Origin of the sequence: Pseudoteredinibacter isoporae, from assembly GCF_011602085.1 — a bacterium.
GTDB classification, from domain to species: Bacteria; Pseudomonadota; Gammaproteobacteria; order Pseudomonadales; family Cellvibrionaceae; genus Pseudoteredinibacter; species Pseudoteredinibacter isoporae.
Genome location: NZ_JAAONY010000001.1, coordinates 811,866 through 838,169, shown reverse-complemented (window position 1 = coordinate 838,169; position 26,304 = coordinate 811,866). Strand labels below are relative to the sequence as shown.

The window sequence follows — 26,304 nt, the reverse complement described above, 5'->3', positions numbered from 1 at the left end:
TATCAGCCGGGTAACACATCCCCCGGCTGGAATCGGGCACTAAGGTAACATATAAATTAAACCTGTCACAGAGCGGTTAAAATCAAGACAGTTGAGCGATTTTTAACCACTTCCGAACAAACATTCAGAAACTACTGTGAATTATTTATGTCTCCAGAAGTAACACGCTCCAATACGCAGAACGCGTAAGGATACGGATTACGTTCGCAAGCCTGATGCTCTTCGCAACCGGTTTGGCGCCATTGCGAATCCTCCAGCGCCGGAAAAAATGCATCCCCTTTCAACTCGGTATACACCCGGGTCAGATAAATTTTTTCAGCCAACGGCAAAGCCTGGCGATAAATTTCAGCACCACCAATAATCATGACATCAAGAGTCGGGTTAAGTTGCTTTGCCAAACTTACCGCCGAATCAAGATCATGCACAACATGAACGCCCTCATGCTGCCAATCCTGTTGGCGGGTGATGACAATATTTTCACGTCCGGGCAACGGCCGCCCAATTGAGTCAAAAGTTTTGCGCCCCATGACAATGGGCTTCGACATGGTCAGCTGCTTAAAATACTGCAAATCTTTTGGCAGATGCCAAGGCAGTTCATTGTTCACACCAATCACATTATTTTCTGCCGCCGCAACGACCAAACAAACACTCACCGTATTTTTACCTTATTCGTATTTATTTCATGGGACCTTTTAAAAACACAGATTCCTAAATCGCAACTGGCGCGGGAATATGCGGATCCGGATCATAATTCTGCAATTCAAAATCTTCAAAACGAAATGCAAAAATATCCTTAACCTGTGAATTAATTTTAATGCTCGGCAAGGTTTTTGGAGTGCGTTGCAATTGCAGATCAACCTGTTCGGCGTGATTGGAATACAAGTGAGCATCACCAAAGGTATGAACAAAATCGCCAGGCTCCAAATCACACACCTGGGCAATCATCATGGTCAGCAATGCATAGGAAGCGATATTAAATGGCACCCCCAAAAAAATGTCCGCACTGCGCTGATACAACTGACAGGAAAGCTTTCCCTCGGCGACGTAAAACTGGAACATAGTGTGGCAAGGCGCCAAGGCCATCCGCCCTTCTTTTACATTGTCCTGAGGAGACATGCTCTCGTCGGGCAAATCCGCCGGGTTCCAGGCCGAGATAATCAAGCGACGGGAATCGGGCTTGCGCTTAATCATATCGATAAGCTGAGAGATCTGATCAATACTTTCGCCATTTGGAGCTGGCCAACTACGCCATTGATAGCCATATACAGGGCCCAAATCGCCTTCTTCGCTGGCCCACTCGTCCCAGATACTGACACCATTTTCTTTTAGGTAGGCGGTATTGGTATCACCATTTAAAAACCACAGAAGCTCGTGCACAATCGATTTCAAGTGGCACTTTTTCGTGGTTACCAAAGGAAAACCCTCTGATAAATCGAAACGCATTTGGTAACCAAATACACTTTTGGTTCCGGTTCCTGTGCGGTCACTTTTTTCACAACCCTGGTCACGCACGTGGCGCATTAAATCGAGATACTGTTTCATTAAATGTCTTTCTCTTGAGCTGGACCTACTAAAGTTCCAGATAGATTTCAGGCTTCTTCAGCACTGCTGTTTTCGGTTTTCCCATTACGCTTTTCTTTTGCGGCCATGGAATAGGCCCAGGCGATCAACAAGAGTCCCGCAATGATCATCGGAAGTGATAAAACCTGCCCACGAGTAACCCAACCCAACCAGAGCTGATCCTGCAAATGCGCATCGGGCTCGCGGACAAATTCCACAATAAAACGGAAGCAACCGTACAGCGCTAAAAACAATCCCCCGACGGCGCCGCGTGGTCTTGGCTTTCTGGAAAACCAGAACAGTATTGCAAATAAAACCAAGCCTTCCAGAAAAGCCTGATACAACTGCGAAGGATGACGAGGGTTCATGGGATCGTTTGGAAAGTACATGGCCCAAGGCGCATCCGGGTCAGTAACGCGCCCCCACAATTCCTGGCCGATAAAATTTCCGATGCGTCCAAAGCCTAAGCCAAGCGGCACCAAGGGCGCCACAAAATCACCCAGCTGCAGCAGGGTTGTTTTTGTTCGGCGAGCGTAAAAAAAGATGGCGATACAAACACCAAGCAATCCACCATGGAAAGACATGCCGCCTTCCCAAACACGGAAAAGCCAAAGCGGGTCTACTAAGAATTTATCAAAATGATAAAACAAAACATAACCGAAACGACCACCCAGGATCACGCCAAAAGCGCCAAACATAATCAGGTCTTCCACCTGATCCGGAGCGATAGGCGACTGAGGTCGACGCGCACGTCGCATCCCCAGATACCAGGCCATGGCAAACGCCATCAGGTACATAATGCCGTACCAATGTACTTTCAAGCCGAACAAACTAAAGGCTACCGGGTCAATATCGGGGTATTGCATAAATTTGAGTCACCAGATTCAGATGGAGTCCATGATACCACTAAGCATAAAATTGAGCCCCACCAAACAGAGAAAGGCCGCAAAGCAACGCTGTAATAACTCCGGCGAGAGCTTGTGGGCCAGCTGGGCCCCAAAACGCGCCGACAAGGTGCTGAACACTGCAATTCCTATCCAGGCGGGCCAATACACCAATCCCAAACTCTTCTCAGGAAGGCTTTCCATTCCAAGGCCACTGTAGATAAAACTCAATGTACCCACCAGCGCAATGGGGAACCCCAATGCAGCACCACAGGCAACGGCTTTTTGCGCCAGCACACCGCGAGAGCTTAAAAACGGAACAGTAAGAGAGCCACCACCGATACCAAATATCGCCGAAGCCCAGCCAATTCCCGCGGATACGGGCACCAACAAAGTGGGAGTGAGTGATTTTTGTACAGCTTCTTGTTTGGATTTATTCCACATACGCCAAGCGGTATAGAGCGCAAACACACCAATAATGATTTGCAGGTGCTCACCTTTAATACCCACCGCGGTGAGGCCTCCAAGCCAACTGCCAAGCGCAATACCCGGTGCCATCAAGGCCACCAGCGACCAATTGACCGCGCCTTTTTTATGGTGAGCATAAATGGAGCTGACCGATGTGGTCACAATACAGGCAAGCGAAGTGGCAATGGCCATGTGCACCAGGTGCTCTGAAGGAAATCCCAGCAAGCCAAAACTGTAGATCAGCACTGGCACAATGATAATACCGCCGCCAACCCCGAACAGGCCTGCAATAATACCCGCGAATACGCCCAAGACTGCGTAAATCAAAAACAGCATTCTGCCCCCGGAAATCAGCCGCCGTACAAATAAAACAATGCGGGGCATTATGGTGCCTAGTTCTGTTAGACTCCACCACCAATTTCATTTATCACAGCCGATGCCATGTGTTTGATTTTATTTCGCTTTGATCCCAGCTGCGAGCATGCTCTGATTGCCGCCGCCAACCGTGACGAAGCCTATGATCGCCCAACGGCGCGTGCAGATTACTGGAATGAACAGCCCGGAATTCTCGCCGGCCGGGATCTGGAAGCCGGGGGCAGCTGGTTGGGATTAAACCAAAGCGGGCGCTTTGCGGCACTCACCAATTACCGGGAAGGGAGGGCCGCCCCCCATCAAGGCCCATCAAGGGGGCAACTGGTCAGCGATTTCTTAAGCACCGAACTCAGCCCCGAAGACTATCTCAACCAGCTTGAACGGAATGGCCAACAATATGCCGGCTTTAATCTGCTGGTCGGCAATGCCCGTGAACTCTGGCATTTCAGCAATCGAAGCCCCGGCCCTCAACAACTGGCGCCAGGGTACTATGCACTCAGCAATGGTCAGTTTGACGCTCCCTGGCCAAAGGCCTTGCATGGCAAGGCGCAGTTACAAGCCTGTATAGAGCAGGGCGCCGAAGAAGAACACTTGCGTCGCATATTGCTCAACGAGCAGGTATTTAAAGATGGACTTCCCGATACCGGCGTAGGGGAGGAGTTGGAACGCTTGCTCAGCCCTCTATTTATACGCAGCTCACACTACGGGACGCGCAGCTCCAGCCTGGTTTACCTTGGCAAAGAACAATTCGATTTTTACGAATATAACTACCCCTATGGTGAACTGGGCCAGCCAGATCGCCGCCATTTCCAACACCGATTCTAAATTCGGCATTCCGAAGCAACGCCAATTTCCTATATAAGAAGGAAGTAAAAGATTGTTTCATAAAAAGTAAAATGAATTCACTTTACTTTTGAGCAATAATCAATCAACCTATAGTTATTCAAAATTGCTGGTGCCAACAGAGCCCTGCCATGAAAGCCCTAATATTAGGCCCCCAACATGAGAGCCCGACCATGAATTCGGAACCGGACAATAAACCCAAAGCCTACGGCCAGAAAGCCAAGCAGACTCGCCAGCGCATTTTGCAGGCCGCGGCTCAAGAGCTGGCCGAGCGAGGCGGCGAACTGGAAATTGCCAGCGTCGCCACCACAGCTCAGGTTTCCAGCGGATTGATTTATCGCTATTTCAGCTCACGCACCGACCTGATTGCCGCCGTTGTCGACGATTTCTATGATCAATACGACCAGTGGATTATTGATATTAACCCACTTCCCGGCGCTGATTGGTTGAGCCGTGAACGCGCCAGGGTAGAGCGCAGCATCAGCTTTATTCGCAAACACCCGCTAGCAAAAGTGGTTTTTCTAAACCGCCAGAAGGAGCCTTTGGTCGCGGCCGTCGAAAGCCGGCGCCTCGCCGCTCACCTTCAGCTGGCCATCGAAAATGTTCTGCTGGCTCAATCCAGAGGAGAAATCGACAAGAACATCGGGGCCTATGTGGCCTGCCCCATGGTCATGGGGGGGATTCGCGAACTGATGGTGCAGCTGCTCTCAAACAGCCCTCATCTGACATCCGATTCAACGCAACTGCTGGATCAAACCATGGCATTTATCGCGCGCGCCATGGGACTCCCCAATCGCAAGCAATCATCATAAAAAGACAATATAAAGAAGCCTAAAGAGACGCCTGACAATGGAAAGACAAGCCGAAATCAATTTAATAAAAGAGATACTCAGCTACGAGGCTGACAAAAGCACCGATATGCAGAGCCACTGCTCCAGCATTGCTGTTGACTGTTACACCCGGGACGATCAGTTCGAACAGGAACAACAACTGTTTAAGGAAATGCCCATTATTGTTGGCCATGGCAGCCAGGTGCCCGAAGCCGGCGATTATTTCACTCGGGATATTTGTCAGGTTCCCATTATCGTTTTGCGACAAAAAGACGGCAGCCTGAAAGCCTTTATCAATGTCTGCAAGCACCGTGGTGGCCGCCTCGCTCGCAAAAGCAGCGGCCAGGGACTTCGCACATTGGTCTGCCAATACCATGCCTGGACCTATGAAACCAATGGCAAGTTGCGGGGAGTCCCACACCGCGATGGCTTCAGCGATATGCCCGACCGCTGCAAAAGCCTGACAGAGCTGCCGCTCTGTGAACGCTTTGGTTTTATCTGGCTGCGCTTGAGCCCGATAACCGTAGAAGATCAGGATGGCGGCTTTGAAAACACTCTAAATCAGCTGCTGGGCGACACAATCATTGGCGATCTGGAAGGCTACCAAATGGATAGCCACGTGGTGTTCGATCCCAAAGATTTTCATCGCCCCATTAACTGGAAGTTGGCCGTAGATACTTTTATGGAAAACTACCATGTACGCAAAACCCATAAAGAAACGATCGATTTTATGTTTCTGGATACGGTTGGCAGCTACAAGCAATTTGGCTTGCAACAACGTAATTTATACCCGAAAAAGACCATGACCGGCCTGCGCGAAAAAGACGAATCCGAATGGCATATTCGTGAGCACGGTAACTTTCTCTACCTGCTGTTCCCAAACACTCTGTTGCTGATCGAACCCGACCATATCAATGTGTCTATCGTCTATCCCGATGGGATTGGTCACACACAGCTGATTAACTTCACACTTTTGCCTGAGAAGCCAAGCGAAAAGGGCATCGCGTACTTTCGAAAAAATAATGAAATTTTATATCGAGCCCTGGAGGAAGATTTCAGCATGGCCCTAGATGTGCAACAGGGCTTGCATTCGGGGGCTTGTGAAGAATTTTTACACGGCCGTTTTGAACAAGGGCTGCGCTACTTCCACGAAAATATTGACCAGTTATTAGCAAAACGATAATCCAGAAACAAAAAAGCCGCCGAAAACCCGGCGGCTTTTTATTCAGATCTCAAAGACCCGAAGACTGTTAAGGATTCACCTTCAACAGCTCAACCTCAAATACCAGAGTCGCATTCGGGCCAATCAAACCACCAGTTCCACCTGGGCCATAAGCCAGATTCGATGGAATGTATACCTTCCACTTCGACCCTTCCGGCATCAGTTGCAGAACTTCCGTCCAGCCTGGAATCACCTGGGTAACTTTAAACGTCGCTGGCTCACCACGAGCAACGGAGCTGTCGAACTCAGCGCCATCAATCAAGGTTCCAACATAGTGAACCTGTACAGAGTCTTCTGTGGTTGGCTTGGGACCAGAGCCCTCGGTAATCACCTCGTACTGCAAACCACTGGCGGTGGTTGTTACGCCTTCTTTCTTACCGTTTTCCGCTAGGAAAGCTTCACCTTTCGCCTGGTTTTCCTGGCCAACTTTTTCGCTCTCAAGACGCGCTTTTTCAATGGCTTCCTGCTGCTTAGCCATTTGCTTTTCCTGATACTGAGTCATTACCGACTGCATTTCTTCCGGGGTCAAGCGGGATTCTTTACCCTCAGCAATGTCCTTAACGGCTGCGGAAATGGCAGCGGCATCCAGATTCATCTCATCTTGCTTAAAGCGACCAGCCACATCGTAACCCAGAATATAGCTGATCTTCTTTTCCATGGTGTCCAACACCAGCTCGGGTTCTGGTGCTTCTTTAGCCTGCTCATTACAACCAGCAACGAACATTACGGCTGCTGCAACACCGGCAATCGCGAATTTTTTCATTATTGCTTCCTAATAGTCCATGATGGGGCCTCGCCCCGTTTACTTATTTACAATTATTTCTGCGCATCGGCATCGATTTGCTCATAGCGCTTGTCCACCAGTCCCTGGATTTTCTGGGCATCCTGCATCAATTGTTGGGCCTGCCCGGGACTTACAGTCATCGGCAAGGGTACAGAACTTGGGTCCCCTTGAGTAGTGTTTTTATCCTCTTCTGCTACCTCTGGTAGCGGAGTTGCCGGCATCAGGTTCACATTTGGGTCAACCCAAAGCTCTTCAGAGCCGCCCGCAGGATTCGGGGTATCGGATAAATGCCAATTGCCTTCACTATCCTGCCAACGATAAGCCTTGGTCTTACCCGACTGCCTGTCAGCGAACAGATCCCGACGCAGACCATGCCACCAACGATACAGCTCCAGCTTGGCTTTTTCGTAACTACCATTGACCTGAATATCCGGCGACAGTTCCGACGCATCCATCCAGGGCTGGCCATCAGGTCTCTTCAAAACATAGGGCGCCGCCAGAGCAACGACCAATAAGAGGATCAACAGGGTAAGAAACAGGCGCATACACTCTCCGATAATGCAGGCGATTGGAACCTCAACCGCGGAATAACTGCTCAAGCAGCTTCTTTATTAGGGCTTCAAGTTTAGCCTTGCTCTCTGAACTTGTCGCCCCGCATGGAGGCAGCCGCCCTACATATAGGTGGATATTAGCTTCTGCTACCGACGGCCCCACATCTGAGGGGCAAGTTTCCCATTCAAGAAACATCTCATAAAGCCTGTCCTGCTCCCAGCGCTCCATGGCCAGCTCCAGAGCCTTGGCCTGCTGATACAACTCTAGCTCAGGGTGGTTTTTCAATTGTCGACGCAGATCTCGCATCGGTAATAAATATTCCACCTGATGTTCGTCCAGCAGCAGCAGGGCTTCACTCAATACCTCTGTCGACAGGCGATGCTGCTGTTTACCCAACCACAGGCACCACAACAACATATTCACCTGGCAGCCGTGTTGATCCTGCAATTCCAGCAGCGCATCGGCCACACCCGCTTCGCCGTAAAAACCCAGGCTAAATTGCCAAAACAAATTCTCGTTGTGCTCTGTCATTTACTCTTCGCGCCAGTACAATAGCGGCCATGATTGAGATACAAGATTTAAGTTTACAGCGCGGCCATAAGCTTCTGCTAGACCACTGTGCACTGCGCATTCATCCGGGTCAAAAAATAGGCTTGATTGGCGCCAATGGCAGCGGCAAGTCCAGCCTGTTTAAATTACTTCTGGGCCAGCTCCAGGCCGATACGGGAGAGTGTAATATTCCCGGCAACTGGCGATTGGCGCATATGGCACAGGAAGTCAGCCACAGTGAGCGGCGCGCTTTGGATTACGTTATCGATGGTGACCAGGCCCTGCGTGCCCTGGAAGCTCAGCTGGAACGGGAAAATGCCAAGGGGCAGGAGGCCTGCGGTGAAACTCTGGCCAAACTCTACGGCGACATTGAACAGCTGGAGGGGTATACCGCTGAAGCCAGAGCACAAGGGCTGTTAAATGGCTTGGGCTTCAGCCAGGCCGATACCCGAAAACAAGTGCATGAGTTTTCCGGTGGCTGGCGCATTCGACTCAATCTTGCACAAGCCTTGATGTGCCCATCCGACTTTCTTTTACTCGATGAGCCTACCAACCACTTGGATCTGGACGCCACCGTCTGGTTAGAACAATGGTTGCAACAATATCCCGGCACCTTGTTGATCATTTCTCACGACCGAGATTTCCTCGATAACGTTATTCAGTACACCGTTAATCTGCACAATCAAAAGCTGGAGTTATACAGCGGCAATTACAGCAGCTACGAGAAGCAAAAAGCCGAGCGTCTGGCTCAACAACAGGCCGCATTTGAGAAGCAGCAAAGCCGCATCGCTGAAATTGAAAACTTTGTGCGCCGCTTCCGCGCTAAAGCCACCAAAGCCAAACAGGCACAAAGCCGATTAAAAGAATTGGAGCGCATGGAGGCCATCGCGCCCGCTCATATTGATTCGCCGTTTAATTTTCAGATTCCGGTTGCTGACAAATTGCCACAGACCCTGATGAATTTGCAGCAAGTACAGTTGGCTTATGTCGACAATGTCATCGTCGACAACATTAATCTCGCCATTTTACCGAGCAGCCGCATCGGATTACTTGGCCACAACGGCGCGGGCAAATCGACATTGATGAAAGCCCTGGCCAACAGCCTGGAAATAAAAAGCGGCGAGATCACTCATTCAGAACACTTGGCTATTGGTTACTTTGCTCAACATCAACTGGAAGCTCTGGACATGCAAGCCTCGGCAGCACTGCATATTCAGCGCCTAAGCCCAAACGCCAGCGAGCAGGAAATACGAAATTTCCTGGGTGGCTTTGGCTTTCAAGGCGACCGAGCTTTTGAGGTGATCGAACATTTTTCAGGCGGGGAAAAAGCTCGCCTGGCACTGGCGATTATCGCCTGGCAAAAGCCCAACGTATTGCTGCTGGACGAACCGACCAACCACCTCGATCTGGAAATGCGTCACGCACTGACGGTAGCACTCCAAGCCTATGAAGGTGCCATCGTATTGGTGTCCCACGATCGCCATCTGCTGAAAAATACCGTGGAGCAATTTATTCTGGTTGATAAGCAACGTGCAGAAGAATTTAACGGCACGCTGGAGGACTATCAACATTGGCTCGGCCAACAGGCACCCAAGCAGGATGAGCCGGCAGACACACAGAACAAGTCACCCAAAGCGGACAAAAAAGAACAACGCCAATCCGCTGCAGCTCTGCGACAAAAATTACAGCCCCTGCGCAATCAGATTAAAAAAATTGATCGCGATATGGAATCATCCCAGGAAAAGTTAGCCAGTGTTGAAGAAAAGCTTGGAGACAGTGCCTTGTACGAGGGTGACAGCACTGAACTCAATCACTTATTGCAGGAACAGGGTGAGCTGCGGAAAAAATTAGAACAGCTCGAGGAACAGTGGCTGGAGCTGAATGAAGAACTTGAAGCTTTAAGCCATTAAACTCGCTATGGCCATCGCGCTATATTGACCGCTCTTTATGAACGCCTGCTTCTCCATAAGACGCAACAGCGTTAGCAATATATGGGTGCACCATATCCATGTACTTCTGACGCCGAATCTTCAAAGCGAAGTACAATAGCAAACAACAGCTTATTGGCATTCCAAGAAACAGAACCTCATCGTGTTCGGAAGTTATCGCAAAGATCAGAACGGCGCTATACATAAATACTGATAGCAACGTTACCCGAAGATTAAACCACAACCACTCTGAGTTTTTTCCTTCTGTTTGAAAACAGCGGTACCTGGCTGCTTCAAAAATTTGCTCAAGTAGAGACCCGGGAACAGTCGCCAGTGAATCGATGTGCTGTAAATCTGACGTTTTAACTCTCATTCTGTCCTTCCTAATTCCCTTTCTCTCAGCAGCTTTATTGCAAATACATCACGCCAAGAAAATAAAAGCTCATCGACTTATTTTAAAGCGTGACCATTTGTCGGCAAAGCATCAGTTTCAGTTATATGGTCTATAATTGCCATAACAAATATTTTGAGCTACCCCATGCCCAGACGACGTCACAATCAAGGTTTTACACTGATCGAACTGGTTGCTGTGATTGTGATTCTTGGCATTCTGGCCGCCGTTGCTGCGCCCAAATTTTCTGATTTATCCACAGCGGCCAAGATTGCCGCTTTAGAGGGCATTAGAGAAACCATGCGCTCAACCGCGAGGATGACCAAAGCTATGGCGGCAGCCAATGGCATCAGCGCGAGCAGCAGCAACCCCGGTGGTGGACAATCCCAGTTTGTGATTCAAGTAGCTGGCGGCAGTTCGGAGTTGGACTGGCGAAACCTCTGTCCGGAAAGTCGTGCCGAGTTGGGCAGCCGCCTGACCATGGTCGATTACATTAATCTCACCGGCAATATGCAATCCCGGGTCACCAACCGATACACTTTTGTCGGCTTTGACATTCCCAGTTCAGCCCCCAGCGGTTCGGGCTGTTATGTTATTTACGATTCTTTCGGTTCGCCGGATTGCACATTTACCGTTGTCGATTCGGAGTGCTAGCGCGCTCCGTTTAAATCGATCTTACCTTCGTCTTCAATTCGAATCGCTGAAAATAAACTACCGGTATCCAGCTTGAGCGACATACGGTAATTCAATGGCTCATGTTGTTTTTGCATCAGTTTATTCAACAACCTCACGCCTTGAATAACGTTGGCCTGAGCTTTCACCGTGAACTCTTCGCTGTCATAGGCGCCGATAGTGGGAATGTCCTTGGCCACGCCATGAATCACCTCAAAGCCTTGCAAACTGACACTGTAAGATGCCCCAACAACATCGAGATCAAAACGGTTAGGGTTATCCACTTTAAGCTTGATGTTAAACGTTGGAGACAGGTTCTCACCAGGTAACATCTGAATATCCAAAACCTGCAGGCGAGGCTCTTCAAACGTATTGGGTAAATGGCTGCAGGCACTAAGAACACCAAGCAGCACCAGTAGAAAAAAACCTTGCACCAGACATCGGCTTTGATTTAAAAATTTCATTATAAATCCTCTTTTATCCAGGCAAGGCTTTCACTTCAAAGTCCAGCGCACAAGCCTCAACTGATCTCAATTACTTTGTCGACCAGGGCATTAATACCTTTCGCCGCCTCACTTATGCTGCCCGCTAACATATACGCTGGCGTACTGACCAGCTTGTTCGCCTCATCGTAGACAATGGCATCGACTGCACAATTTTCATGACGAGCGCCGGTTTTCTCAACGGCTGCCGCCGTATCGGCATCATTGCCGATGGTGCAACAAACACCCGCACCCAAAAGCTTGGCAGACATCGCCGGAGCAATGCACATCAAACCGATGGTTTTACCCACCGATTTTGCCGACTGTACAAAGGCAGAGAAATCTGGATTTACCGCCATCTCTGGCCCATCGACAGCAAACGTACACAGATTTTTAGCCGCACCAAATCCACCAGGCACAATCACAGCATCAAAATCTGCGGCATTCGCAGAAGCGATATCCTGAATGTCGCCGCGAGCGATTCTGGCGGCTTCTTCCAGCACATTTCGAGTCGCACCTTCGACAGGTTCTCCGCTTAGATGGTTTACGACATGCATTTGTTCCACGTTAGGCGCCAAACACGTCACCTCCGCATCTAACTGATCCAAGCGCAACAATGTCAGTACCGACTCATGAATTTCTGCGCCATCAAACACACCACAACCTGCCAATACGACCGCTACTTTTTTCGACATCAATTACATCCTCTGAAATGGTTAACGATGATTAGATGGGCAGTATGGTATCACCCACAGGTAAGCAAGAATAAACTTATCTCTCAGACATAAAAAACCCGGGCAAGCCCGGGTTTTTTAATGCCATACAGTACTGAGTTTATTCAACTGTTTCAGTGCTGATCTCGGCAACCACTCGACGGTTAGCCGCACGGCCCTCAGCGGTATTATTATCCGCAACAGGGCGAGACTCGCCATAACCATTGGAGGTTACGCGACCGGCTTCAACGTCAAAGGTTTCAACCAGTACTTTTGCAACGGCATCCGCACGACGCTTGGACAAGGCCTGGTTGTAAACATCGGTACCACGTGAATCAGTGTGGCCAGCCAGTTCAACATTGGTTTTGTTGTACTGCTTCATAAACTCGGCAACATCTTTCAACTCAGACATGTACTGAGGCTTCACTTTTGAGCTGTCAGTATCAAAGTTAACCTGAAGTTCGATAGAAACGGTTTTCGCAATTTTCTCAGGGCAACCGTCTTTATCAACTTTGGTGCCCATTGGGGTATTCGGACACAGATCACCGTAGTCGAATACACCGTCACGGTCGCTGTCTAGAGGACAACCTTTACCGTCTACTGCAACACCAGCAGGGGTATTCGGACACTGATCCAGGCTATCCTCAACAGTGTCGCCGTCACTGTCCAGCTTCTGCGGTGCAGATTTTGCGCCCATCAAATACGCTACGCCAAGACCCAGAGCGTAGTCAGTTGCTTCTTCATCCAGAGAATGGATAGCACGTAAATCACCACGCAAAGCCCACTCATCAGACAGGAAATATTTGGCACCACCACCAAAGTTTATTGCGGTTTCGCGATTGTTATTGCCGCCTTCAACGTCAAAACCCTGATCGCCAGCACCGCCGACCAAGAATGGCTGCCATGCGCCATTGCGTGCCAGGTTATAAACGGCATCCAAACGATAGTGACGACCGTCGACATCGACAGCACCCACTTCGGTATCCGCTTTAAAACCATTGAACACACCTTCAATGGTCCAGTTTTCATCCAGCACATAGCCCAGGCCTACAACGACACCCGTGTCGTTATCAATACCACGCTTACCGTCGATAAACTGACGAGCAGCCCCCAGGTAAGCTTCATATTTATGGCTAGCACTATGGCCGTCGGCCAAAGCCGTTACGGAAGTCACGCTGGCAGCTACACCCAGAGCTACCATAAGAGCGTGTTGTTGGAAGTTTTTCATTAAATGAACTCCTATTATTGAATTAAAATCCCTACTTCAAACTTTCTACAAACTTTTCAGATTCCGCGATAGATTCTTCCATACGCGCAATCAAAGTATTAATGTCACGACGCAGACCACCAAACTCGGCTTTCAACGAGCTGATCGCACGAGCATTCAAATTGTGCTTGAGATACAAAACCTGATCATTAAAGGTGGTCAGCACCGGCGCCATTTTGGATTCGGCACTGCGCATGGTGGTCAACATACGCTTGTACTGGCTGCGGGTTTCCCGTAATTTTTTCTGGCTGTCGCGACGCAGGCTGGCACTGGAATACTGTTCCAACTCATCTTCCCATTCAGCAAACAGCGCTTCGGCAACGTCTTCCACTTTGTCGATACGCGCACTGACATTGTCGGCTTCTTTTTTACTGTCTTCGTAAGCATCACGAAGATTTTCATAAACGCTTTGCAACTCACCACCGCTGTAACCCAGCTCCTGGCTGAAACGATCGAGAGCATCGCGAAATTGTTCTTTGGCATCCACTTGTGCGTCGCGCACGCCCTCAATTCGACTGGAAAGAATGTCGCGCTTATGCTGACCAACAGATTCCATCGCAGAATAATAGGCGGATTGGCAGGCCATCAGGCCCAAAGACAAAAGGGTAATAAGCGCTAGCTTATAGACGGTTTGTGACTGTCGAATCATAAAGCTTCCCGGTCTTAAGATACGCAAATGAATGCACCGAGCAGCATCCTGCTGCTGATTGGGCGGCATTCTAGCGTATTTTTCGCAACATTCCCAATAACGTGATACAGATCACGTTTTAGGCGTCAAGGAGCGGTAACAGGAGCTTAGCGCTTGCGGAAGAGGAGATCCCAAACACCGTGACCCAATCGATCACCTCGGCGTTCGAATTTGGTCACCGGGCGAAAGTCCGGCCTTTCGGAAAATAAATAATCGCCCTGGGTATTCTCAAACTGTTCAGCTGCGCTCATGGTTTCCATCATGTGCTCGGCATAGGGCTCCCAATCGGTCGCCATATGGCAGATACCAGCGTGGCACAGTTTGTCTGAAACCTTCTGAATAAAGCCTGAATTCACAATTCGGCGTTTGTTGTGCTTTTTCTTATGCCAGGGATCAGGAAAATAAAGCTGGAAGCGATCGAGGCTGGCATCTGCAATACAGTCTTCAAGGACATCATTGGCATCGGCCATATAAACCCGCAAATTTTCCACACCCTCAAGGCCGGCATTATTAATTAATCGTCCCACACCGGGAGGGTGAACCTCGATGCCAATAAAATCTTTTTCAGGTTCAGCCTTGGCCATTTCAAGCAGGGAATCCCCCATACCAAAACCCACTTCCATCACCTTTGGCGCTTTACGCCCAAACAGCTGATCGAAATCCTGCGCACCGGAGTAGAGACTCAAGCCGTATTTCGGCCACCATTGTTCGAACGCACGACGCTGGCCATCGGTAATTCGGCCCGCGCGAATCACAAAACTGCGGATCGATTTGTCTTTGTATTCGGGTTTATAAATGGGTTCTTGCATAATTCAATCTTAAATATCTTTATTCGCAAAGGCCTGCTGAAACAACAAAGCCCAGGCACTCATCAGGGTCAATCCACCGAGGGGAGTAATCGGCCCGACCCAACTCGGCGCCCCCAGAGCCAGGGCATAAATGCTGCCACTGAAAAGAACAATGCCAAGCTGCCAACCCCAAGCAACCCAAACCAATTTGGGCCAATGGCGTACAGAAGCAAATGCTGCCAATGCCAATAGGGCAAGCGTATGATAAAAATGGTATTGATTAGCCGTACTATAAGCTGACCAAAGTTTTTCACTCAGCTCAGGCTTTAAGCCATGAGCACCATAGGCTCCCAGTATCGCTGCTAATAAACCATTAATTGCAGCAATGGCCAGAATCGTTCGATACATCATCTTTTACCCCAGCTTCACCAACGGCCATAAAAAAAGCCGCACTAGGCGGCTTCTTCACCAACATTGCAAACACTAAGCTTCGATGTTGGCCTTTATTTTCTTCATGGCATTTTTTTCAAGCTGGCGAATACGCTCAGCAGAAACACCGTACTGATCAGCCAACTCATGCAGAGTGGCTTTGTCTTCACTCAACCAGCGCTGTTGCAGAATGTCGCGACTGCGATCATCCAGCTGTTCCATAGCAGCACTTAAACTGGCTAAACTATTTTGCTCGGTATCGTGATGCTCCAGCGCCGTGGCCGGATCAGCAGCGCGATCTTCAAGGAAGTTCGCAGGCGCCTGGTAAGCACCTTCATCATCGTCATCGCTACCGGCATCAAAAGCCATATCGCTGGCGGCCAATCGACCTTCCATCTCGCGCACATGGTTCACGTCAACATTGAGATCCTTGGCAACCGCCTCAGCCTCTTCATTGTTTAACCAGGCCAGACGCTTCTTGGCGCTGCGCAGATTAAAGAATAACTTACGCTGGGCCTTAGTCGTAGCGACCTTAACGATGCGCCAGTTACGCAGGATAAATTCGTGCATTTCGGCCTTGATCCAATGCACCGCAAAGGACACCAGACGAACACCGCGCTCTGGGTTAAAGCGTTTTACCGCCTTCATCAGGCCAACATTGCCTTCCTGAATCAAATCCGCCTGGGACAGACCGTAACCGGAGTAGGATTTGGCGATATGCACCACAAAACGCAGATGGGCCATTACCAACTGGCGGGCGGCATCTAGGTTCTCGCGATAATACAGATCTTCAGCCAGGTTCTTTTCTTCCTCGGCTGACAGGACACTGATTCCATTTACCGCCTGCATATAGGCACCCAGATTGGCTCCTGGGGATAACATACCTACAGGCTGTAAGGCTGTGCTCATAAATATTCTCCGTTACTCGACCCTTAATACTAGCAGCTATCGGGTTTGACTGCTAATACTAGCGCGGGTTCGAGGAAAAGACCTTTAAGTCTTGTAAAGCCCTGAATCTGGGTGTTTTTCAATCAACTATTTGGGCTCAATAGCTGCCAAATGCCGGCCGACCGCCAAGGCGGCTCCCAACCAGCCAAGCACGGAGCTAACCAGAAAAAGAAAGCCTGCATCGAACCAGTTCAAACCGATTAAGCGGAAGCTGCTGCCATAGGAACCTGCCAGCTTGGCGACCGGGCCAGACAGGGCAAACAGGCACATTTCGGTCAGCAGCAAGGCCAGCAGACCACCCAACAAGCCATACCAGAAGCCGGTATAAAGGAAGGGACGACGCACAAAGGCATTGGTACCGCCCAAAGTTTTGGTCACCAGAATCTCTTCTTTGCGCGCAGCAATCGCCAGGCGAATGGTGTTGCCGACAATCAGCAAGACACCCAACGCCAGCAAACCGGCCAAAATCCAGATAAGCGTCTTACCCAATGCCAGGATCTGCTGCAAACGCTGCAACCACTGCAAGTCCACATCCACCTGATCGACTTCACCCCGAGCCTGCAAATCGGCCTGCAAGGCCTGCACCTGCTCCAAGCTCGCCTCCTCGGCCAGACTTAGCTGAAGCAGCGGTGGCAATGGGTTGCGTTCCAACTTGCCTAATACATCGGCAAAGCCGGAGTGCTCTTCAAATTCCTCCAGAGCCTGTTCCGGGCTGATGAAACGTCCTTCAATAATCAACTCTCGCTTTTCGATCTCGCTGAGCAGACGCTGGGCCACAGGCTCTTTAACCTGTTGATGCAGATAAACCGATAAACTCGGCCGTCCCTGCCACCCCTGACCCAGCTGATCAATGTTACTGACAGCCACTGACAAGACCTGTGGCAGAGCCAGCGCAATAGCAATGACCAAACAGGTCATCAAACTGGATAGGGGCTGGACCAACAAACGGCGCAAACTGTCATGGGCACTGCTGACATGATGCCGGCAATAGGAGCGCCATAGATTAATCAGACTGAGCTGTTTAAGGCTGGCCCCACGACTGAGCGCGTCTGGCAGGGGCTTTTGAGATTCCTGACTCATAGCAGCCCTCCTTGATCAACCTGGCCGCCTTCAGGCTCATCGCCCACTAGCTGCCCAGCCTCCAAGGTAAGTTTGCGCTTACCCATACGTTCAATCAGAACCAGGTCGTGGCTGGCAATCAGCACGGTCACACCAACATCATTGAACTGCTGCAGGAGCTTCATGATTTCTGCGGACAGCTTTGGGTCCAGGTTTCCCGTTGGCTCATCGGCTAACAGCAAAGGAGGTTTGTTTACAACCGCCCGGGCAATGCCGACGCGTTGCTGCTCGCCTCCGGAAAGGGCAATAGGGTTAAGCTTTTCCTTACTGAGCAAGCCAACCTTATCCAGCGCAGCGCGCACTCGGCGACCAATATCTCTGGGCTCAAAACCGGCAATCAATAAGGGCAGGGCGACATTGTCAAAAACACTGCGATCGAACAGCAACTGGTGATTCTGAAATACCACGCCAATCTGGCGGCGCAAAAACGGGATTTGGCGACGTGGCATTTTATTGAGGTTCTGCCCCCCAACAACCATCTGGCCACGCGTAGCGCGCTCCATCAACATGACCAGCTTCAGGAGGGTGGACTTACCCGCGCCGGAGTGACCCGTGAGAAAAACCATCTCTCCGGCATCAACCGTTAAATTCAGATTACTGAGGGCATCAAAGCCCCCGGGATAACGCTTACTGACATTGAGAAACTGGATCATGGCCTGGATTGGAGGTCCTTGTTGTTCTTATTTTCTCAGATATTTTTATTCTGCCTGGGCTTGATCAAACAAAGCGCGTACAAAGCTCTTGGCCTCAAAGGGTTGGAGATCATCAATACCCTCACCCACACCAATGAAACGGACCGGCAGCCCCAGCTGTTTGGCCAGAGCAAAGATAACACCGCCTTTTGCTGTGCCATCCAACTTGGTCAGGGCCAGACCTGTCACCCCGGAGGATTCACTGAACTGCTGAGCCTGATTAATCGCATTTTGGCCTGTACCGGCATCCAGCACCAACAAGACTTCATGGGGTGCGGAATCATCCAGTTTGGCCATGACCCGCTTAACTTTGGCAAGCTCATCCATCAAATTATCTTTGTTATGCAGGCGGCCCGCAGTGTCGGCGATCAAAATATCGATATTTCGGGACTGGGCTGATTGCAGCGCATCAAATACTACCGAGGCACTGTCTGCCCCAGTGTGTTGAGCCACTACAGGCACATCGTTTCGATCACCCCAAACCTGCAACTGCTCTACCGCCGCAGCACGGAAGGTATCACCGGCGGCCAGCATGACCTGCTTGCCCTGATTCTGGAAGCCCTTGGCGAGTTTGCCAATAGTGGTGGTTTTGCCCACCCCGTTCACACCGACAACCAAGATAACAAAGGGCTTCTTCTGGGTATCGATCATGAGAGGCTGCTGAACCGGCATAAGCAAGTCTGCCAAAGCCGTCTGTAGCGCCTTATACAGGGCCTCAGTATCGGCCAGCTCTTTACGGGCTACCTGCTCAGACAACTTCTCCATGATCTCTTCAGTGGCCTCAATACCGACATCAGCCATTAACAACTGGGTTTCCAGCTCTTCCAGGAGATCCTCATCGATCTCTTTGAGACCCATAAAGATGTTGCCCAGACCTTCGCTGAGGTTGCCACCGGTCTTGGCCAGACCAGCACGCATGCGGGCAAACAATCCTCGTTTTTTCTCTTCCTCAGGCTCGCCATAGCCTTCAGGCGCCATAAAGACTTCCTGAGAAGCCTCATCGACCTCTGCAACTTGCAGGGACTCTTCTGCCACGGCAGGCGTTTCAACCGTAGCAGGCGTTGCTACGGTTGAAGGTTGCTGTGGGGCGGAAGATTGCGCGGCCGGAGCCTCTTGCGGTTGGGGCGATGTTTCAGGCTCAGGGGCGTTCTCAGCAGCCTCCTGAACAAGCTTCTGCTCGTCCTGCTCAGCGGCTGTTTTTTCGGCGTCGCCCTTGGGGGATTTTTTAAAAAAACCAAAAACCATGGTATCTAAAATCTATTGCTTATCGGGAGGAGAAGGCTCGCTTCGGCCTTCATGAAAGGGCCGCATTCTAGCACTGTCTGTCGCTGCTGTCGCAGCCTTAACACAGCAATGCGAGATCGCTACAATGGCCACCCAATTGGACGAGGCAAAGCATGGCAAAGGCAAACTCCACCCAACAATTACGCATTATTGGCGGCCAGTGGCGAGGACGAAAGTTTAACTTTGCCAGCGCCGATGGTCTGCGTCCTACCGGGGATCGGATACGCGAGACCCTGTTCAACTGGCTCAGCGCAGATATCCACGGAGCTCGTTGTCTGGATCTGTTTTCCGGATCTGGAGCACTTGCTCTGGAAGCCTTATCGAGAGGCGCATCCGCAGTGGAGCTCTGGGAACACAACAGTACTGCCTGTGCCTTGCTCAAAAAGCATCTTCAGTCCATGGCCGAGCAAATGCCCCAGCAACAGGCCAGGGTTGTGCAGGGCGACACCCTCCAGAACCTGAAAGCCGGCAACCCATCGAAACCTTTCGATATCGTTTTTATGGACCCGCCCTTCGCTGCCGGTTTTTGGGAATCCTCCGCTGAATTATTGGAACAGCATGGTTGGCTTCATCCCGACAGCCTGATTTATGTGGAAAGCCCAAGAGACAATCTGCCAAAGTTACCCAATAACTGGCGCAATTGGCGCTGCAAAAATAGCGGTCAGGTTTGCTACCAGCTATTTATCGCCGGCGAATTACCAAATAATTAACTTTTTTACCTGCATTTTGCCGATTAAGTTTTGTACTGAGACGCCAAATTGTTTACCATCTGCGCCCGATCGTGAAACCTGACGTGGAAACTAAATATGAAGCGCGTGGTATACCCTGGAACTTTTGACCCTATCACCAATGGTCATATCGACCTGGTCGAGCGAGCCTGCAATCTGTTTGACAGTGTTGTCCTGGCAATTGCTGCCAGCACCAAAAAAAATCCACTGTTCACTCTGGAAGAACGCGTTTCCCAGGCCGAACAAGTCTTGGGACATTTACCCAATGTGGAAATTTGCGGCTTCGATGTTTTATTAGCCGATCTGGTAAAACAAAAGCAGGCCCAGGCTGTTGTCCGCGGTTTGCGTGCGGTGTCTGATTTTGAATACGAATTTCAGCTTGCCAATATGAACCGCGCTTTGTCACCGGATATGGAAAGCCTGTTTCTTACTCCGGCTGAACACTTATCTTATATTTCTTCTTCTCTGGTACGTGAGATCGCCTCACTCGGTGGTGATGTCAGCAAATTCGTACACCCTATTATTGAGCAGGATCTGAAGCAAAAATTCAGCGGCAAATAATATTTGTCGCTCACTTCGAGTTTTGTTTGTTTACGGTTATTTCTGACATTGGGGGCAGTAGACACTGGCCCGCTGAACATGACGCTGGCTTTTTAAAATGCTGCCGCACCGCAAACAAGGCTCACCCTCTCGCCCGTAGACACTTAATTCCTGAGCAAAGTATCCCGGCTTGCCATCACCTCCAACAAAATCTTTCAGGGTCGTCCCCCCTTGGGTGATCGCTTTTTGCAAAACCTGCTTGATGTTGCTGACTAATAATTCAACTTCAGCCCGAGTCACTCGACCCGCTGCTCGGCCTGGTCGAATGCCGGTCATGAACAGCGATTCATTGGCGTAAATATTTCCAACACCCACGACCACTTTGCTGTCCATGATCAGCACTTTGATCGCCTGCTTGCGCTTACGCGTTTTTTGATACAAATAATCTACAGAAAAATCTTCAGAAAGAGGCTCGGGGCCGAGATGGTTGATCAGCTTATGTTTTTCCGGAGCGTCATCAGTCCAGAGAATGACACCAAAGCGGCGAGGATCGGTAAAACGCAATACGGTATCCAGGCCAAAAACAATATCAACATGATCGTGCTTTTGGGGCTCATCTGACGCCTCAACAATGCGCACGCTGCCCGACATGCCCAGATGCATCAGCAAATGACCGTGCTTAAATCGAAACAGCATGTATTTACCGCGACGACTTAACTCCAGTAACTTTCGCCCCTCCAGAATCCCCGCAAGATTGTCATCGATAGGCCAACGTAATTGAGCATTACGCACCAACACCTGCTTTACGGTGCGACCCACGATATGAGGAGCAACACCACGGCAACTGGTTTCTACTTCGGGTAATTCAGGCAAGGGCTATACTCTTCGTAAAAAAATTGCCAAGCACCTTAGCAGTGCAGACCATGATTGGCAAACGCTTGAAGCGGGACTTTAGGAGAAACAAACTCACCCTGTTGCAGATGAACTCCCAAACGAGACCAGGCCTCACTGACCGAGCTGGAATTGACACCATCGGCAATACAGGGAATCTGCAAACGATGACAAAGATCCACAATGCAACGGATCACAGTCATATGATCGGAAATATTCCGGGAAAACTTTGACGATAGTTTCACATACTGAAGAGGCAGGGTCTGTAAATCCATCAGCGGGGAGCAACCGGAACCAAAGTTATCCAACGCAAACTTAAAGCCCTGCTTTCCTGCTTCCGTAAAAAAATCCGCTTGGTGGTCCAGCACGCGCTTTAGGGCCCGCTCACTGATTTCAAAAACCAGATTGTCGAGATTAAGATGTTTATTTCTAAGGCATCTTTCGGCACGCGTTAAAAAGCTCTCTTCAATCAACTGACTCGCCGACACATTGAACGCCAATCGAAAACCACCTTCGGAACGCTTACCCTTTAACTCAGAAAATTCATCGTTCATCATTTTAAGCAGCGACTCTTCCACCTCGTACAAACGATTGGCTTTTACCAGAGCCTCATTTACCTCATGGGCACGTAAACTTCTTAATAGCGGATTTGGCCAATGCAAGTAAGCCTCGAAAACAAAAATTTCACCTTTGGACAAAGACTTTATTGCTTGATACTCGAAGAGACTGTCACTGCCCTGCAAAGATTCATCCAATTGCTGAACAATAATTTCACTGCGCATCAGTTGCTCTTTCACTCGAGTTGAATAGTGAACATACCGATTTCGCCCACGTTGCTTGGCAACGTACATCGCAGCATCCGCTTTTTGCAGCAGAGCATCAATATCCGATGCGTGTTCTGGAATGCTTGCACTGCCCACACTGGCGGTGACATTTAAACGTCGCTGATCGCTGCATAAAAAAACCTGAGTTAGCTGCTGAATGAGTTGCTGGGCGATGAAATTTAAATCGCCCACATCAACGCTTCCAGGAATCGCCATAAGGAATTCATCGCCGCCCAAGCGAGCACATATCGCCGACTGATGCACTTCGTAGCGCAACACCTTGGCCACATGACATAAAACCTCATCACCTACAGCATGACCATAGCGATCATTGATGGGTTTAAACTCGTCGAGATCAATAAAGAAAACCGTGCAGCCTTCCGAAATTTTGGATTGCAATTGTCGTGTGATGCCGCGGCGATTAAACAGACCGGTTAAGGCATCAGTATCCGCAGCGACGGCATTTTTAAGTTCGGCCAACTTTCGGTCATGAATATCCAATAGGGTCAGGCTGAGCACTGAAGTCGAGTTGGCTTCCAACTCTTCCTGATTATGTTTGCGTACCTCCACGCTGTGCCAACGCGGACCACTCTTGCTTGCACACAACATCTCTTCACTGTGGCCATCTTCTGCCGCGAGCAGACGACTCAAGTCCTGGGCTTCGTGAACAATGCCCTGCACATAGGGCACCGAGATTCCAAACTGTCGCTCAAACGGGGGGTTTGCACTTTGAATGACACCCTGAGCATCAATCAGGCAAATCATCACAGTGCCGTATTCGCTCGCATCGCCCTGCAACAATTCCGAGTGCAAGCCTTCGACCAACATGGACATATGCCCCGGCGCTGTCATCACGCCGGAAAAACGACAATGCACACGCTTGTCGATATTCTTGGGGGAAATTTGCCACCAACGATCAATAACCCGACCGCGTTTGAATTCATCGAGATAGGAACACAGAGTTTGCTGCACCGCTGCGGAAGAGCCCGGCTTGAAATCACGCGCGGTAAGCTCCGACAGATTGTCAGATTCCCACAAGCGCAGTGCGGCTTTATTGGCCCAGTGAATGCGATAATTTAAAACATCATAGACCCACACTGCGCTTTTGAGCGCATCCAGATCTAACTGATTAAAATCGGCAGGCTGATCAGTTGGCACGTAATTCTTCACAAGGTACTACTCTCACCTTTAAAGGTAATACATAAGTGTCAAGCTGTAAAAATACATAGTAACAAAGTATCAGCCAGTCAAACTGAATACAGAGTTAAAAGGTGAAGAACTGCCGCACAAAATCAATAAACACAAAAAAGGCCGCCCGCAGGCGGCCTGAACACAGAGAATAAAGGTTAAAAGCTGTAACGAACCTTGGCGTAGTAGAAACCGCCATTAAAGCCTGTTGGCGCAAACTGGCTATAACGACGCCCGGACTGCTGAGCGCCAGTGGGGTTTTCATCCGGATATTCATCCAGAAGGTTTTGCGCTCCAACCGTTATTGAGTAGTTCTCGCTGAAGTTGTACTCAGCTTCCGCATCAAAGATGTACTCGTCGCCATAGGAACGGTCGTCTTCAGAGTCATAGAAATCATTGAAGTAACTCATGCGCAGAAGGAAGCGCCAATCTTCCAGATTGTGAGTCATTGCGAGATTCCAGCGCGACTCTGGCAGACCTTCCTGCAATTCCCGAATACGCGTGGCATCAATCACATCCGGCGAAAAGCTATCCACTTCAGTTTCGGTGTAGTTGTAGGCGAGAGAGAATTCGGTACTTCCCCCCAACATATCAAGGCCGTAAGTGGCAACCACATCGAAACCAGACGTTGTGGTGTCAAAGTCATTGGTGAAGAAACGGAAGTTCTGCAAATTTTGCGCACTGGTCACACCCGAGGCAACCAGATCATCAATTTCCTGCTGAGTCAAACTGAAGTTCTGGGAAACACTGATGCGATCAGTAAGCTCAATATTGAAGTAGTCGATGGTCATGCTCACTTCGCCCAGCTGCAAAATTGCACCCAGGGTGTAGCTTCTGGACTCTTCAGGATCCAACGGTTTACCACCACGTAATACCGCAACCGGGTTGGTGGACGGAATTGTTCCGTTGTTCACCAAGTCCCCTGTGGCCGCATCAAATTCTGTGGACACATTGAACGCATTTGACTGCCCTGGGGTTGGTGCTCGGAAACCCGTACTGGCGCTACCACGCAATGAGAAGTTTTCCGTCAGCTCAAAGTTGGCGGAAATTTTTCCGTTGGTTGTTGTGCCGAAATCACTGAAGTCTTCCCAACGAATTGCCATACCTACTAACAAGCGATCGGTGACATCCGCTTCCAGGTCAACGTATGCGGCAATATTTTTACGAGCAAAGCTGCCGCCCGCCAGGGGACTAAAACCTGGAAAACCGTTGGACGCTGCGGAAAAGCCTTGCTCGGCCAAAGGACCAATTTCAAAGGAAGCCTGATCACCAACGGTAATTTCGAAAGTTTCTTCACGCCATTCCAAACCGGCCGCGATGTTCAAATCCGACTCGAAAGCATCAACCGGTACCGCATAGGAGATATCGGCGTTAAAGTTGATATCCTGCTGGGTATAATCGCCCGGGTCAAAAGCGGTGGGGGTTTGCGGTCCAAGTGAGGCATTGACGGTGTTCTTGATGAAAAAGTCCACATCGTTACGACCGTAGCTCGCGCTCAATTCCCAGTTCAAATCACTGGCCGTGGTTCCGCGCACACCAGCCGTGAGCGCAGCGTCATGAACTTTACCGCCGAAGCGTGGCGTGAAGCCCCCCGGGAACATTTCATTGAACACAAAACAGTTGGGGTCGGCGATCACTTGTTGCAGCGCCGCAGCGTCACCTACATTGACAGTTGGACAAGCAATACCGTCATCCGGGGTCAGATCGCCAACCAGACGCGTAACGCCGCCGTCATTACTAAATACACCGCCGCGTGTGTCGGGGTTACGGAAAAAGAATCCGCCTTCTACTTCTTTTGTTGCGTAGTTACCGAAAGCGAAAAATTCTTTTCCGCCACCCAACTCCAAACCAAGATTGGCCATCAGTTTAATGTCGTCTTTGATTTCCGGCGTACCCCAGATCTGGGCAGGGTTGGCCACCGCGGTATTGCCCGAATCAATCAGAGCTTGCGCATCCGCGCGCTGCTGACTGCGATCGGTAGGATCAGTATTGCCGTATTCAAAACTGACGTTCACGAAGCCGTTGTCGGTAAAAGGCATGCCGACATTCCCGGCCACGGTGATGTTTTCACCATCACCTTCTTTAAATTCTCCGTATTTAACTTCAATGCTGCCGCCTTCAGGGTCATCCTTCAAAATAAAGTTCATCACACCAGCAATGGCATCCGAACCGTATTGTGCAGCCGCGCCGTCGCGCAACACCTCAACCTGCTTTAAGGCGATCGCCGGGATCGGTGAAATATCCGCCCCCTGGGCACCATCGGCGACACCATTACCCAACCAATAAATAACCGCGGCACGATGTCGGCGCTTACCATTGACCAGAACCAGAGTATGGTCCGGCGCCAGACCTCGCATATTGGCAGGACGAACAATGGTCGCTGCGTCACTGATTGGCTGAGCGTTCACATTATAGGAAGGCACAACATTACGTAATAAGTTACTGAGATCCGAGTCGCCCTGATTAGCAAAATCATCACCACCGACAACATCGATGGGAACCGCAGAATCAAAAACCGAGCGTGGTGCTCGTCGGGAACCGGTGACAACCACTTCTTCAAGCAGGTCGTCGGCCTGGTTTTCTCCCTGAGCTATGGATATTTGACTCATGCCTGCAGCGGATAGGGCCACAGCCAGAGACAAAGCACTGGATGGAAACAGCTTCATAG

General features: G+C 50.0%; 27 protein-coding genes. 7 read left to right on the top strand and 20 right to left on the bottom strand.

What is annotated here, in order from left to right; translation table 11 throughout:
- Window positions 1–131: 131 nt before the first annotated feature.
- Genes G8768_RS03610 through G8768_RS03595 form a run of 4 tightly spaced genes read right to left on the bottom strand, consistent with a single transcriptional unit; the run spans window position 132 to window position 3,248 of the window.
- The gene (locus tag G8768_RS03610) at window positions 132–653 is read right to left on the bottom strand and encodes a dihydrofolate reductase (RefSeq protein ID WP_166851244.1); all 522 of its coding nucleotides are present in this window, start codon (window positions 651–653) and stop codon (window positions 132–134) included.
- Between the two features lie 55 nt (window positions 654–708).
- Window positions 709–1,542 carry a thymidylate synthase gene (locus tag G8768_RS03605; RefSeq protein ID WP_166851247.1) on the bottom strand — a complete coding sequence of 278 codons (834 nt, stop codon included), beginning with the start codon at window positions 1,540–1,542 and terminating at the stop codon, window positions 709–711.
- A gap of 47 nt (window positions 1,543–1,589) precedes the next feature.
- Complete coding sequence (gene lgt, locus G8768_RS03600) at window positions 1,590–2,426, bottom strand: prolipoprotein diacylglyceryl transferase (RefSeq protein ID WP_166851249.1); 837 nt, start codon at window positions 2,424–2,426, stop codon at window positions 1,590–1,592.
- An 18-nt stretch (window positions 2,427–2,444) separates the two neighbouring features.
- Complete coding sequence (locus G8768_RS03595) at window positions 2,445–3,248, bottom strand: sulfite exporter TauE/SafE family protein (RefSeq protein ID WP_166851251.1); 804 nt, start codon at window positions 3,246–3,248, stop codon at window positions 2,445–2,447.
- A 105-nt stretch (window positions 3,249–3,353) separates the two neighbouring features.
- Between G8768_RS03595 and G8768_RS03590 the strand changes: the two genes are divergently transcribed.
- From G8768_RS03590 to G8768_RS03580, 3 genes are all read left to right on the top strand, one after another.
- Window positions 3,354–4,109, top strand: coding sequence for an NRDE family protein (locus G8768_RS03590; RefSeq protein ID WP_166851254.1), 756 nt, complete (start codon window positions 3,354–3,356; stop codon window positions 4,107–4,109).
- A gap of 191 nt (window positions 4,110–4,300) precedes the next feature.
- Entirely contained in the window at window positions 4,301–4,939 is a 639-nt protein-coding gene (locus G8768_RS03585) for a TetR/AcrR family transcriptional regulator (RefSeq protein ID WP_166851257.1), read from the top strand.
- 37 nt (window positions 4,940–4,976) lie between these two features.
- Window positions 4,977–6,140: an aromatic ring-hydroxylating oxygenase subunit alpha gene (locus G8768_RS03580; protein WP_166851260.1), complete on the top strand. Its 1,164-nt coding sequence runs from the start codon at window positions 4,977–4,979 to the stop codon at window positions 6,138–6,140.
- 67 nt (window positions 6,141–6,207) lie between these two features.
- Here G8768_RS03580 and bamJ read toward each other — a convergent pair whose 3' ends face one another.
- Genes bamJ through G8768_RS03565 form a run of 3 tightly spaced genes read right to left on the bottom strand, consistent with a single transcriptional unit; the run spans window position 6,208 to window position 8,046 of the window.
- On the bottom strand, window positions 6,208–6,942 hold the full coding sequence (bamJ, locus tag G8768_RS21130) for a BamJ family beta-barrel-assembly machinery protein (protein WP_166851263.1): 735 nt from the start codon (window positions 6,940–6,942) through the stop codon (window positions 6,208–6,210).
- A 53-nt stretch (window positions 6,943–6,995) separates the two neighbouring features.
- Window positions 6,996–7,562 (bottom strand): hypothetical protein, encoded by a 567-nt coding sequence (locus G8768_RS03570; protein ID WP_166851266.1) that lies wholly within the window; start codon window positions 7,560–7,562, stop codon window positions 6,996–6,998.
- The gene (locus G8768_RS03565) at window positions 7,540–8,046 is read right to left on the bottom strand and encodes a TIGR02444 family protein (RefSeq protein ID WP_166851269.1); all 507 of its coding nucleotides are present in this window, start codon (window positions 8,044–8,046) and stop codon (window positions 7,540–7,542) included. The genes G8768_RS03570 and G8768_RS03565 overlap by 23 nt, the downstream gene beginning before the upstream one ends.
- Window positions 8,047–8,075: 29 nt before the next feature.
- On the opposite strand from G8768_RS03565, the gene G8768_RS03560 reads away from it, so the two are divergent.
- Together G8768_RS03560 and G8768_RS21125 are read left to right on the top strand one after the other, a co-directional pair.
- The gene (locus G8768_RS03560) at window positions 8,076–9,974 is read left to right on the top strand and encodes an ATP-binding cassette domain-containing protein (protein WP_166851272.1); all 1,899 of its coding nucleotides are present in this window, start codon (window positions 8,076–8,078) and stop codon (window positions 9,972–9,974) included.
- A 556-nt stretch (window positions 9,975–10,530) separates the two neighbouring features.
- On the top strand, window positions 10,531–11,037 hold the full coding sequence (locus G8768_RS21125) for a prepilin-type N-terminal cleavage/methylation domain-containing protein (RefSeq protein WP_166851276.1): 507 nt from the start codon (window positions 10,531–10,533) through the stop codon (window positions 11,035–11,037).
- On the opposite strand, the gene G8768_RS03550 is transcribed toward G8768_RS21125, so the two are convergent.
- From G8768_RS03550 to ftsY, 10 genes are all read right to left on the bottom strand, one after another.
- Window positions 11,034–11,519 (bottom strand): LEA/WHy family protein, encoded by a 486-nt coding sequence (locus G8768_RS03550; protein WP_166851279.1) that lies wholly within the window; start codon window positions 11,517–11,519, stop codon window positions 11,034–11,036. The two genes, G8768_RS21125 and G8768_RS03550, sit on opposite strands and share 4 nt — an antisense overlap.
- Before the next feature lie 56 nt (window positions 11,520–11,575).
- On the bottom strand, window positions 11,576–12,232 hold the full coding sequence (gene elbB, locus G8768_RS03545; protein WP_166851282.1) for an isoprenoid biosynthesis glyoxalase ElbB: 657 nt from the start codon (window positions 12,230–12,232) through the stop codon (window positions 11,576–11,578).
- 139 nt (window positions 12,233–12,371) lie between these two features.
- A complete protein-coding gene (locus tag G8768_RS03540; protein ID WP_166851285.1) occupies window positions 12,372–13,478 on the bottom strand; it encodes an OmpA family protein in 1,107 nt (368 codons plus the stop codon).
- A gap of 31 nt (window positions 13,479–13,509) precedes the next feature.
- On the bottom strand, window positions 13,510–14,166 hold the full coding sequence (locus G8768_RS03535; protein WP_166851288.1) for a DUF2959 domain-containing protein: 657 nt from the start codon (window positions 14,164–14,166) through the stop codon (window positions 13,510–13,512).
- Window positions 14,167–14,312: 146 nt separating this feature from the next.
- Window positions 14,313–15,014, bottom strand: coding sequence for a tRNA (guanosine(46)-N7)-methyltransferase TrmB (gene trmB / locus G8768_RS03530; RefSeq protein ID WP_166851291.1), 702 nt, complete (start codon window positions 15,012–15,014; stop codon window positions 14,313–14,315).
- Between the two features lie 9 nt (window positions 15,015–15,023).
- Complete coding sequence (locus G8768_RS03525; RefSeq protein WP_208020064.1) at window positions 15,024–15,404, bottom strand: DUF423 domain-containing protein; 381 nt, start codon at window positions 15,402–15,404, stop codon at window positions 15,024–15,026.
- Window positions 15,405–15,476: 72 nt separating this feature from the next.
- Window positions 15,477–16,331, bottom strand: a complete 855-nt coding sequence (rpoH, locus tag G8768_RS03520; RefSeq protein ID WP_166851294.1) for an RNA polymerase sigma factor RpoH — start codon at window positions 16,329–16,331, stop codon at window positions 15,477–15,479.
- A 126-nt stretch (window positions 16,332–16,457) separates the two neighbouring features.
- Window positions 16,458–17,450, bottom strand: a complete 993-nt coding sequence (ftsX, locus tag G8768_RS03515) for a permease-like cell division protein FtsX (RefSeq protein ID WP_166851297.1) — start codon at window positions 17,448–17,450, stop codon at window positions 16,458–16,460.
- Window positions 17,447–18,142 carry a cell division ATP-binding protein FtsE gene (gene ftsE / locus G8768_RS03510; RefSeq protein WP_166851300.1) on the bottom strand — a complete coding sequence of 232 codons (696 nt, stop codon included), beginning with the start codon at window positions 18,140–18,142 and terminating at the stop codon, window positions 17,447–17,449. Before ftsE ends, ftsX begins: the two co-directional genes overlap by 4 nt.
- A gap of 45 nt (window positions 18,143–18,187) precedes the next feature.
- Window positions 18,188–19,159: a signal recognition particle-docking protein FtsY gene (ftsY, locus tag G8768_RS03505; protein ID WP_243749417.1), complete on the bottom strand. Its 972-nt coding sequence runs from the start codon at window positions 19,157–19,159 to the stop codon at window positions 18,188–18,190.
- A gap of 419 nt (window positions 19,160–19,578) precedes the next feature.
- On the opposite strand from ftsY, the gene rsmD reads away from it, so the two are divergent.
- Together rsmD and coaD are read left to right on the top strand one after the other, a co-directional pair.
- On the top strand, window positions 19,579–20,175 hold the full coding sequence (gene rsmD, locus G8768_RS03500; protein WP_166851307.1) for a 16S rRNA (guanine(966)-N(2))-methyltransferase RsmD: 597 nt from the start codon (window positions 19,579–19,581) through the stop codon (window positions 20,173–20,175).
- A 96-nt stretch (window positions 20,176–20,271) separates the two neighbouring features.
- Window positions 20,272–20,754 carry a pantetheine-phosphate adenylyltransferase gene (coaD, locus tag G8768_RS03495; protein ID WP_166851310.1) on the top strand — a complete coding sequence of 161 codons (483 nt, stop codon included), beginning with the start codon at window positions 20,272–20,274 and terminating at the stop codon, window positions 20,752–20,754.
- 36 nt (window positions 20,755–20,790) lie between these two features.
- On the opposite strand, the gene mutM is transcribed toward coaD, so the two are convergent.
- The 3 genes from mutM to G8768_RS03480 all read right to left on the bottom strand — a co-directional run bounded on the left by mutM (window position 20,791) and on the right by G8768_RS03480 (window position 26,302).
- Window positions 20,791–21,606 carry a bifunctional DNA-formamidopyrimidine glycosylase/DNA-(apurinic or apyrimidinic site) lyase gene (gene mutM, locus G8768_RS03490; protein ID WP_166851313.1) on the bottom strand — a complete coding sequence of 272 codons (816 nt, stop codon included), beginning with the start codon at window positions 21,604–21,606 and terminating at the stop codon, window positions 20,791–20,793.
- 35 nt (window positions 21,607–21,641) lie between these two features.
- Window positions 21,642–23,618, bottom strand: coding sequence for a diguanylate cyclase (locus G8768_RS03485; RefSeq protein WP_166851316.1), 1,977 nt, complete (start codon window positions 23,616–23,618; stop codon window positions 21,642–21,644).
- A gap of 176 nt (window positions 23,619–23,794) precedes the next feature.
- On the bottom strand, window positions 23,795–26,302 hold the full coding sequence (locus G8768_RS03480) for a TonB-dependent receptor plug domain-containing protein (protein ID WP_166851318.1): 2,508 nt from the start codon (window positions 26,300–26,302) through the stop codon (window positions 23,795–23,797).
- Window positions 26,303–26,304: the final 2 nt, after the last annotated feature.

Excerpts from the sequence above, each read along its gene's own strand:
- G8768_RS03590 (WP_166851254.1), top strand. The coding sequence starts at position 3,354 with ATGTGTTTGATTTTATTTCGCTTTGATCCCAGCTGCGAGCATGCTCTG.
- G8768_RS03535 (WP_166851288.1), bottom strand. The coding sequence starts at position 14,166 with ATGATTCGACAGTCACAAACCGTCTATAAGCTAGCGCTTATTACCCTT.
- G8768_RS03560 (WP_166851272.1), top strand. The coding sequence starts at position 8,076 with ATGATTGAGATACAAGATTTAAGTTTACAGCGCGGCCATAAGCTTCTG.
- G8768_RS03550 (WP_166851279.1), bottom strand. The coding sequence starts at position 11,519 with ATGAAATTTTTAAATCAAAGCCGATGTCTGGTGCAAGGTTTTTTTCTA.
- rsmD (WP_166851307.1), top strand. The coding sequence starts at position 19,579 with ATGGCAAAGGCAAACTCCACCCAACAATTACGCATTATTGGCGGCCAG.
- G8768_RS03585 (WP_166851257.1), top strand. The coding sequence starts at position 4,301 with ATGAATTCGGAACCGGACAATAAACCCAAAGCCTACGGCCAGAAAGCC.
- bamJ (WP_166851263.1), bottom strand. The coding sequence starts at position 6,942 with ATGAAAAAATTCGCGATTGCCGGTGTTGCAGCAGCCGTAATGTTCGTT.
- G8768_RS03565 (WP_166851269.1), bottom strand. The coding sequence starts at position 8,046 with ATGACAGAGCACAACGAGAATTTGTTTTGGCAATTTAGCCTGGGTTTT.
- rpoH (WP_166851294.1), bottom strand. The coding sequence starts at position 16,331 with ATGAGCACAGCCTTACAGCCTGTAGGTATGTTATCCCCAGGAGCCAAT.
- coaD (WP_166851310.1), top strand. The coding sequence starts at position 20,272 with ATGAAGCGCGTGGTATACCCTGGAACTTTTGACCCTATCACCAATGGT.
- G8768_RS03605 (WP_166851247.1), bottom strand. The coding sequence starts at position 1,542 with ATGAAACAGTATCTCGATTTAATGCGCCACGTGCGTGACCAGGGTTGT.
- G8768_RS03525 (WP_208020064.1), bottom strand. The coding sequence starts at position 15,404 with ATGATGTATCGAACGATTCTGGCCATTGCTGCAATTAATGGTTTATTA.
- lgt (WP_166851249.1), bottom strand. The coding sequence starts at position 2,426 with ATGCAATACCCCGATATTGACCCGGTAGCCTTTAGTTTGTTCGGCTTG.
- ftsE (WP_166851300.1), bottom strand. The coding sequence starts at position 18,142 with ATGATCCAGTTTCTCAATGTCAGTAAGCGTTATCCCGGGGGCTTTGAT.
- elbB (WP_166851282.1), bottom strand. The coding sequence starts at position 12,232 with ATGTCGAAAAAAGTAGCGGTCGTATTGGCAGGTTGTGGTGTGTTTGAT.
- G8768_RS03480 (WP_166851318.1), bottom strand. The coding sequence starts at position 26,302 with ATGAAGCTGTTTCCATCCAGTGCTTTGTCTCTGGCTGTGGCCCTATCC.
- ftsX (WP_166851297.1), bottom strand. The coding sequence starts at position 17,450 with ATGAGTCAGGAATCTCAAAAGCCCCTGCCAGACGCGCTCAGTCGTGGG.
- G8768_RS03595 (WP_166851251.1), bottom strand. The coding sequence starts at position 3,248 with ATGCTGTTTTTGATTTACGCAGTCTTGGGCGTATTCGCGGGTATTATT.
- G8768_RS03580 (WP_166851260.1), top strand. The coding sequence starts at position 4,977 with ATGGAAAGACAAGCCGAAATCAATTTAATAAAAGAGATACTCAGCTAC.
- G8768_RS03540 (WP_166851285.1), bottom strand. The coding sequence starts at position 13,478 with ATGAAAAACTTCCAACAACACGCTCTTATGGTAGCTCTGGGTGTAGCT.
- G8768_RS21125 (WP_166851276.1), top strand. The coding sequence starts at position 10,531 with ATGCCCAGACGACGTCACAATCAAGGTTTTACACTGATCGAACTGGTT.
- ftsY (WP_243749417.1), bottom strand. The coding sequence starts at position 19,159 with ATGGCGCCTGAAGGCTATGGCGAGCCTGAGGAAGAGAAAAAACGAGGA.
- trmB (WP_166851291.1), bottom strand. The coding sequence starts at position 15,014 with ATGCAAGAACCCATTTATAAACCCGAATACAAAGACAAATCGATCCGC.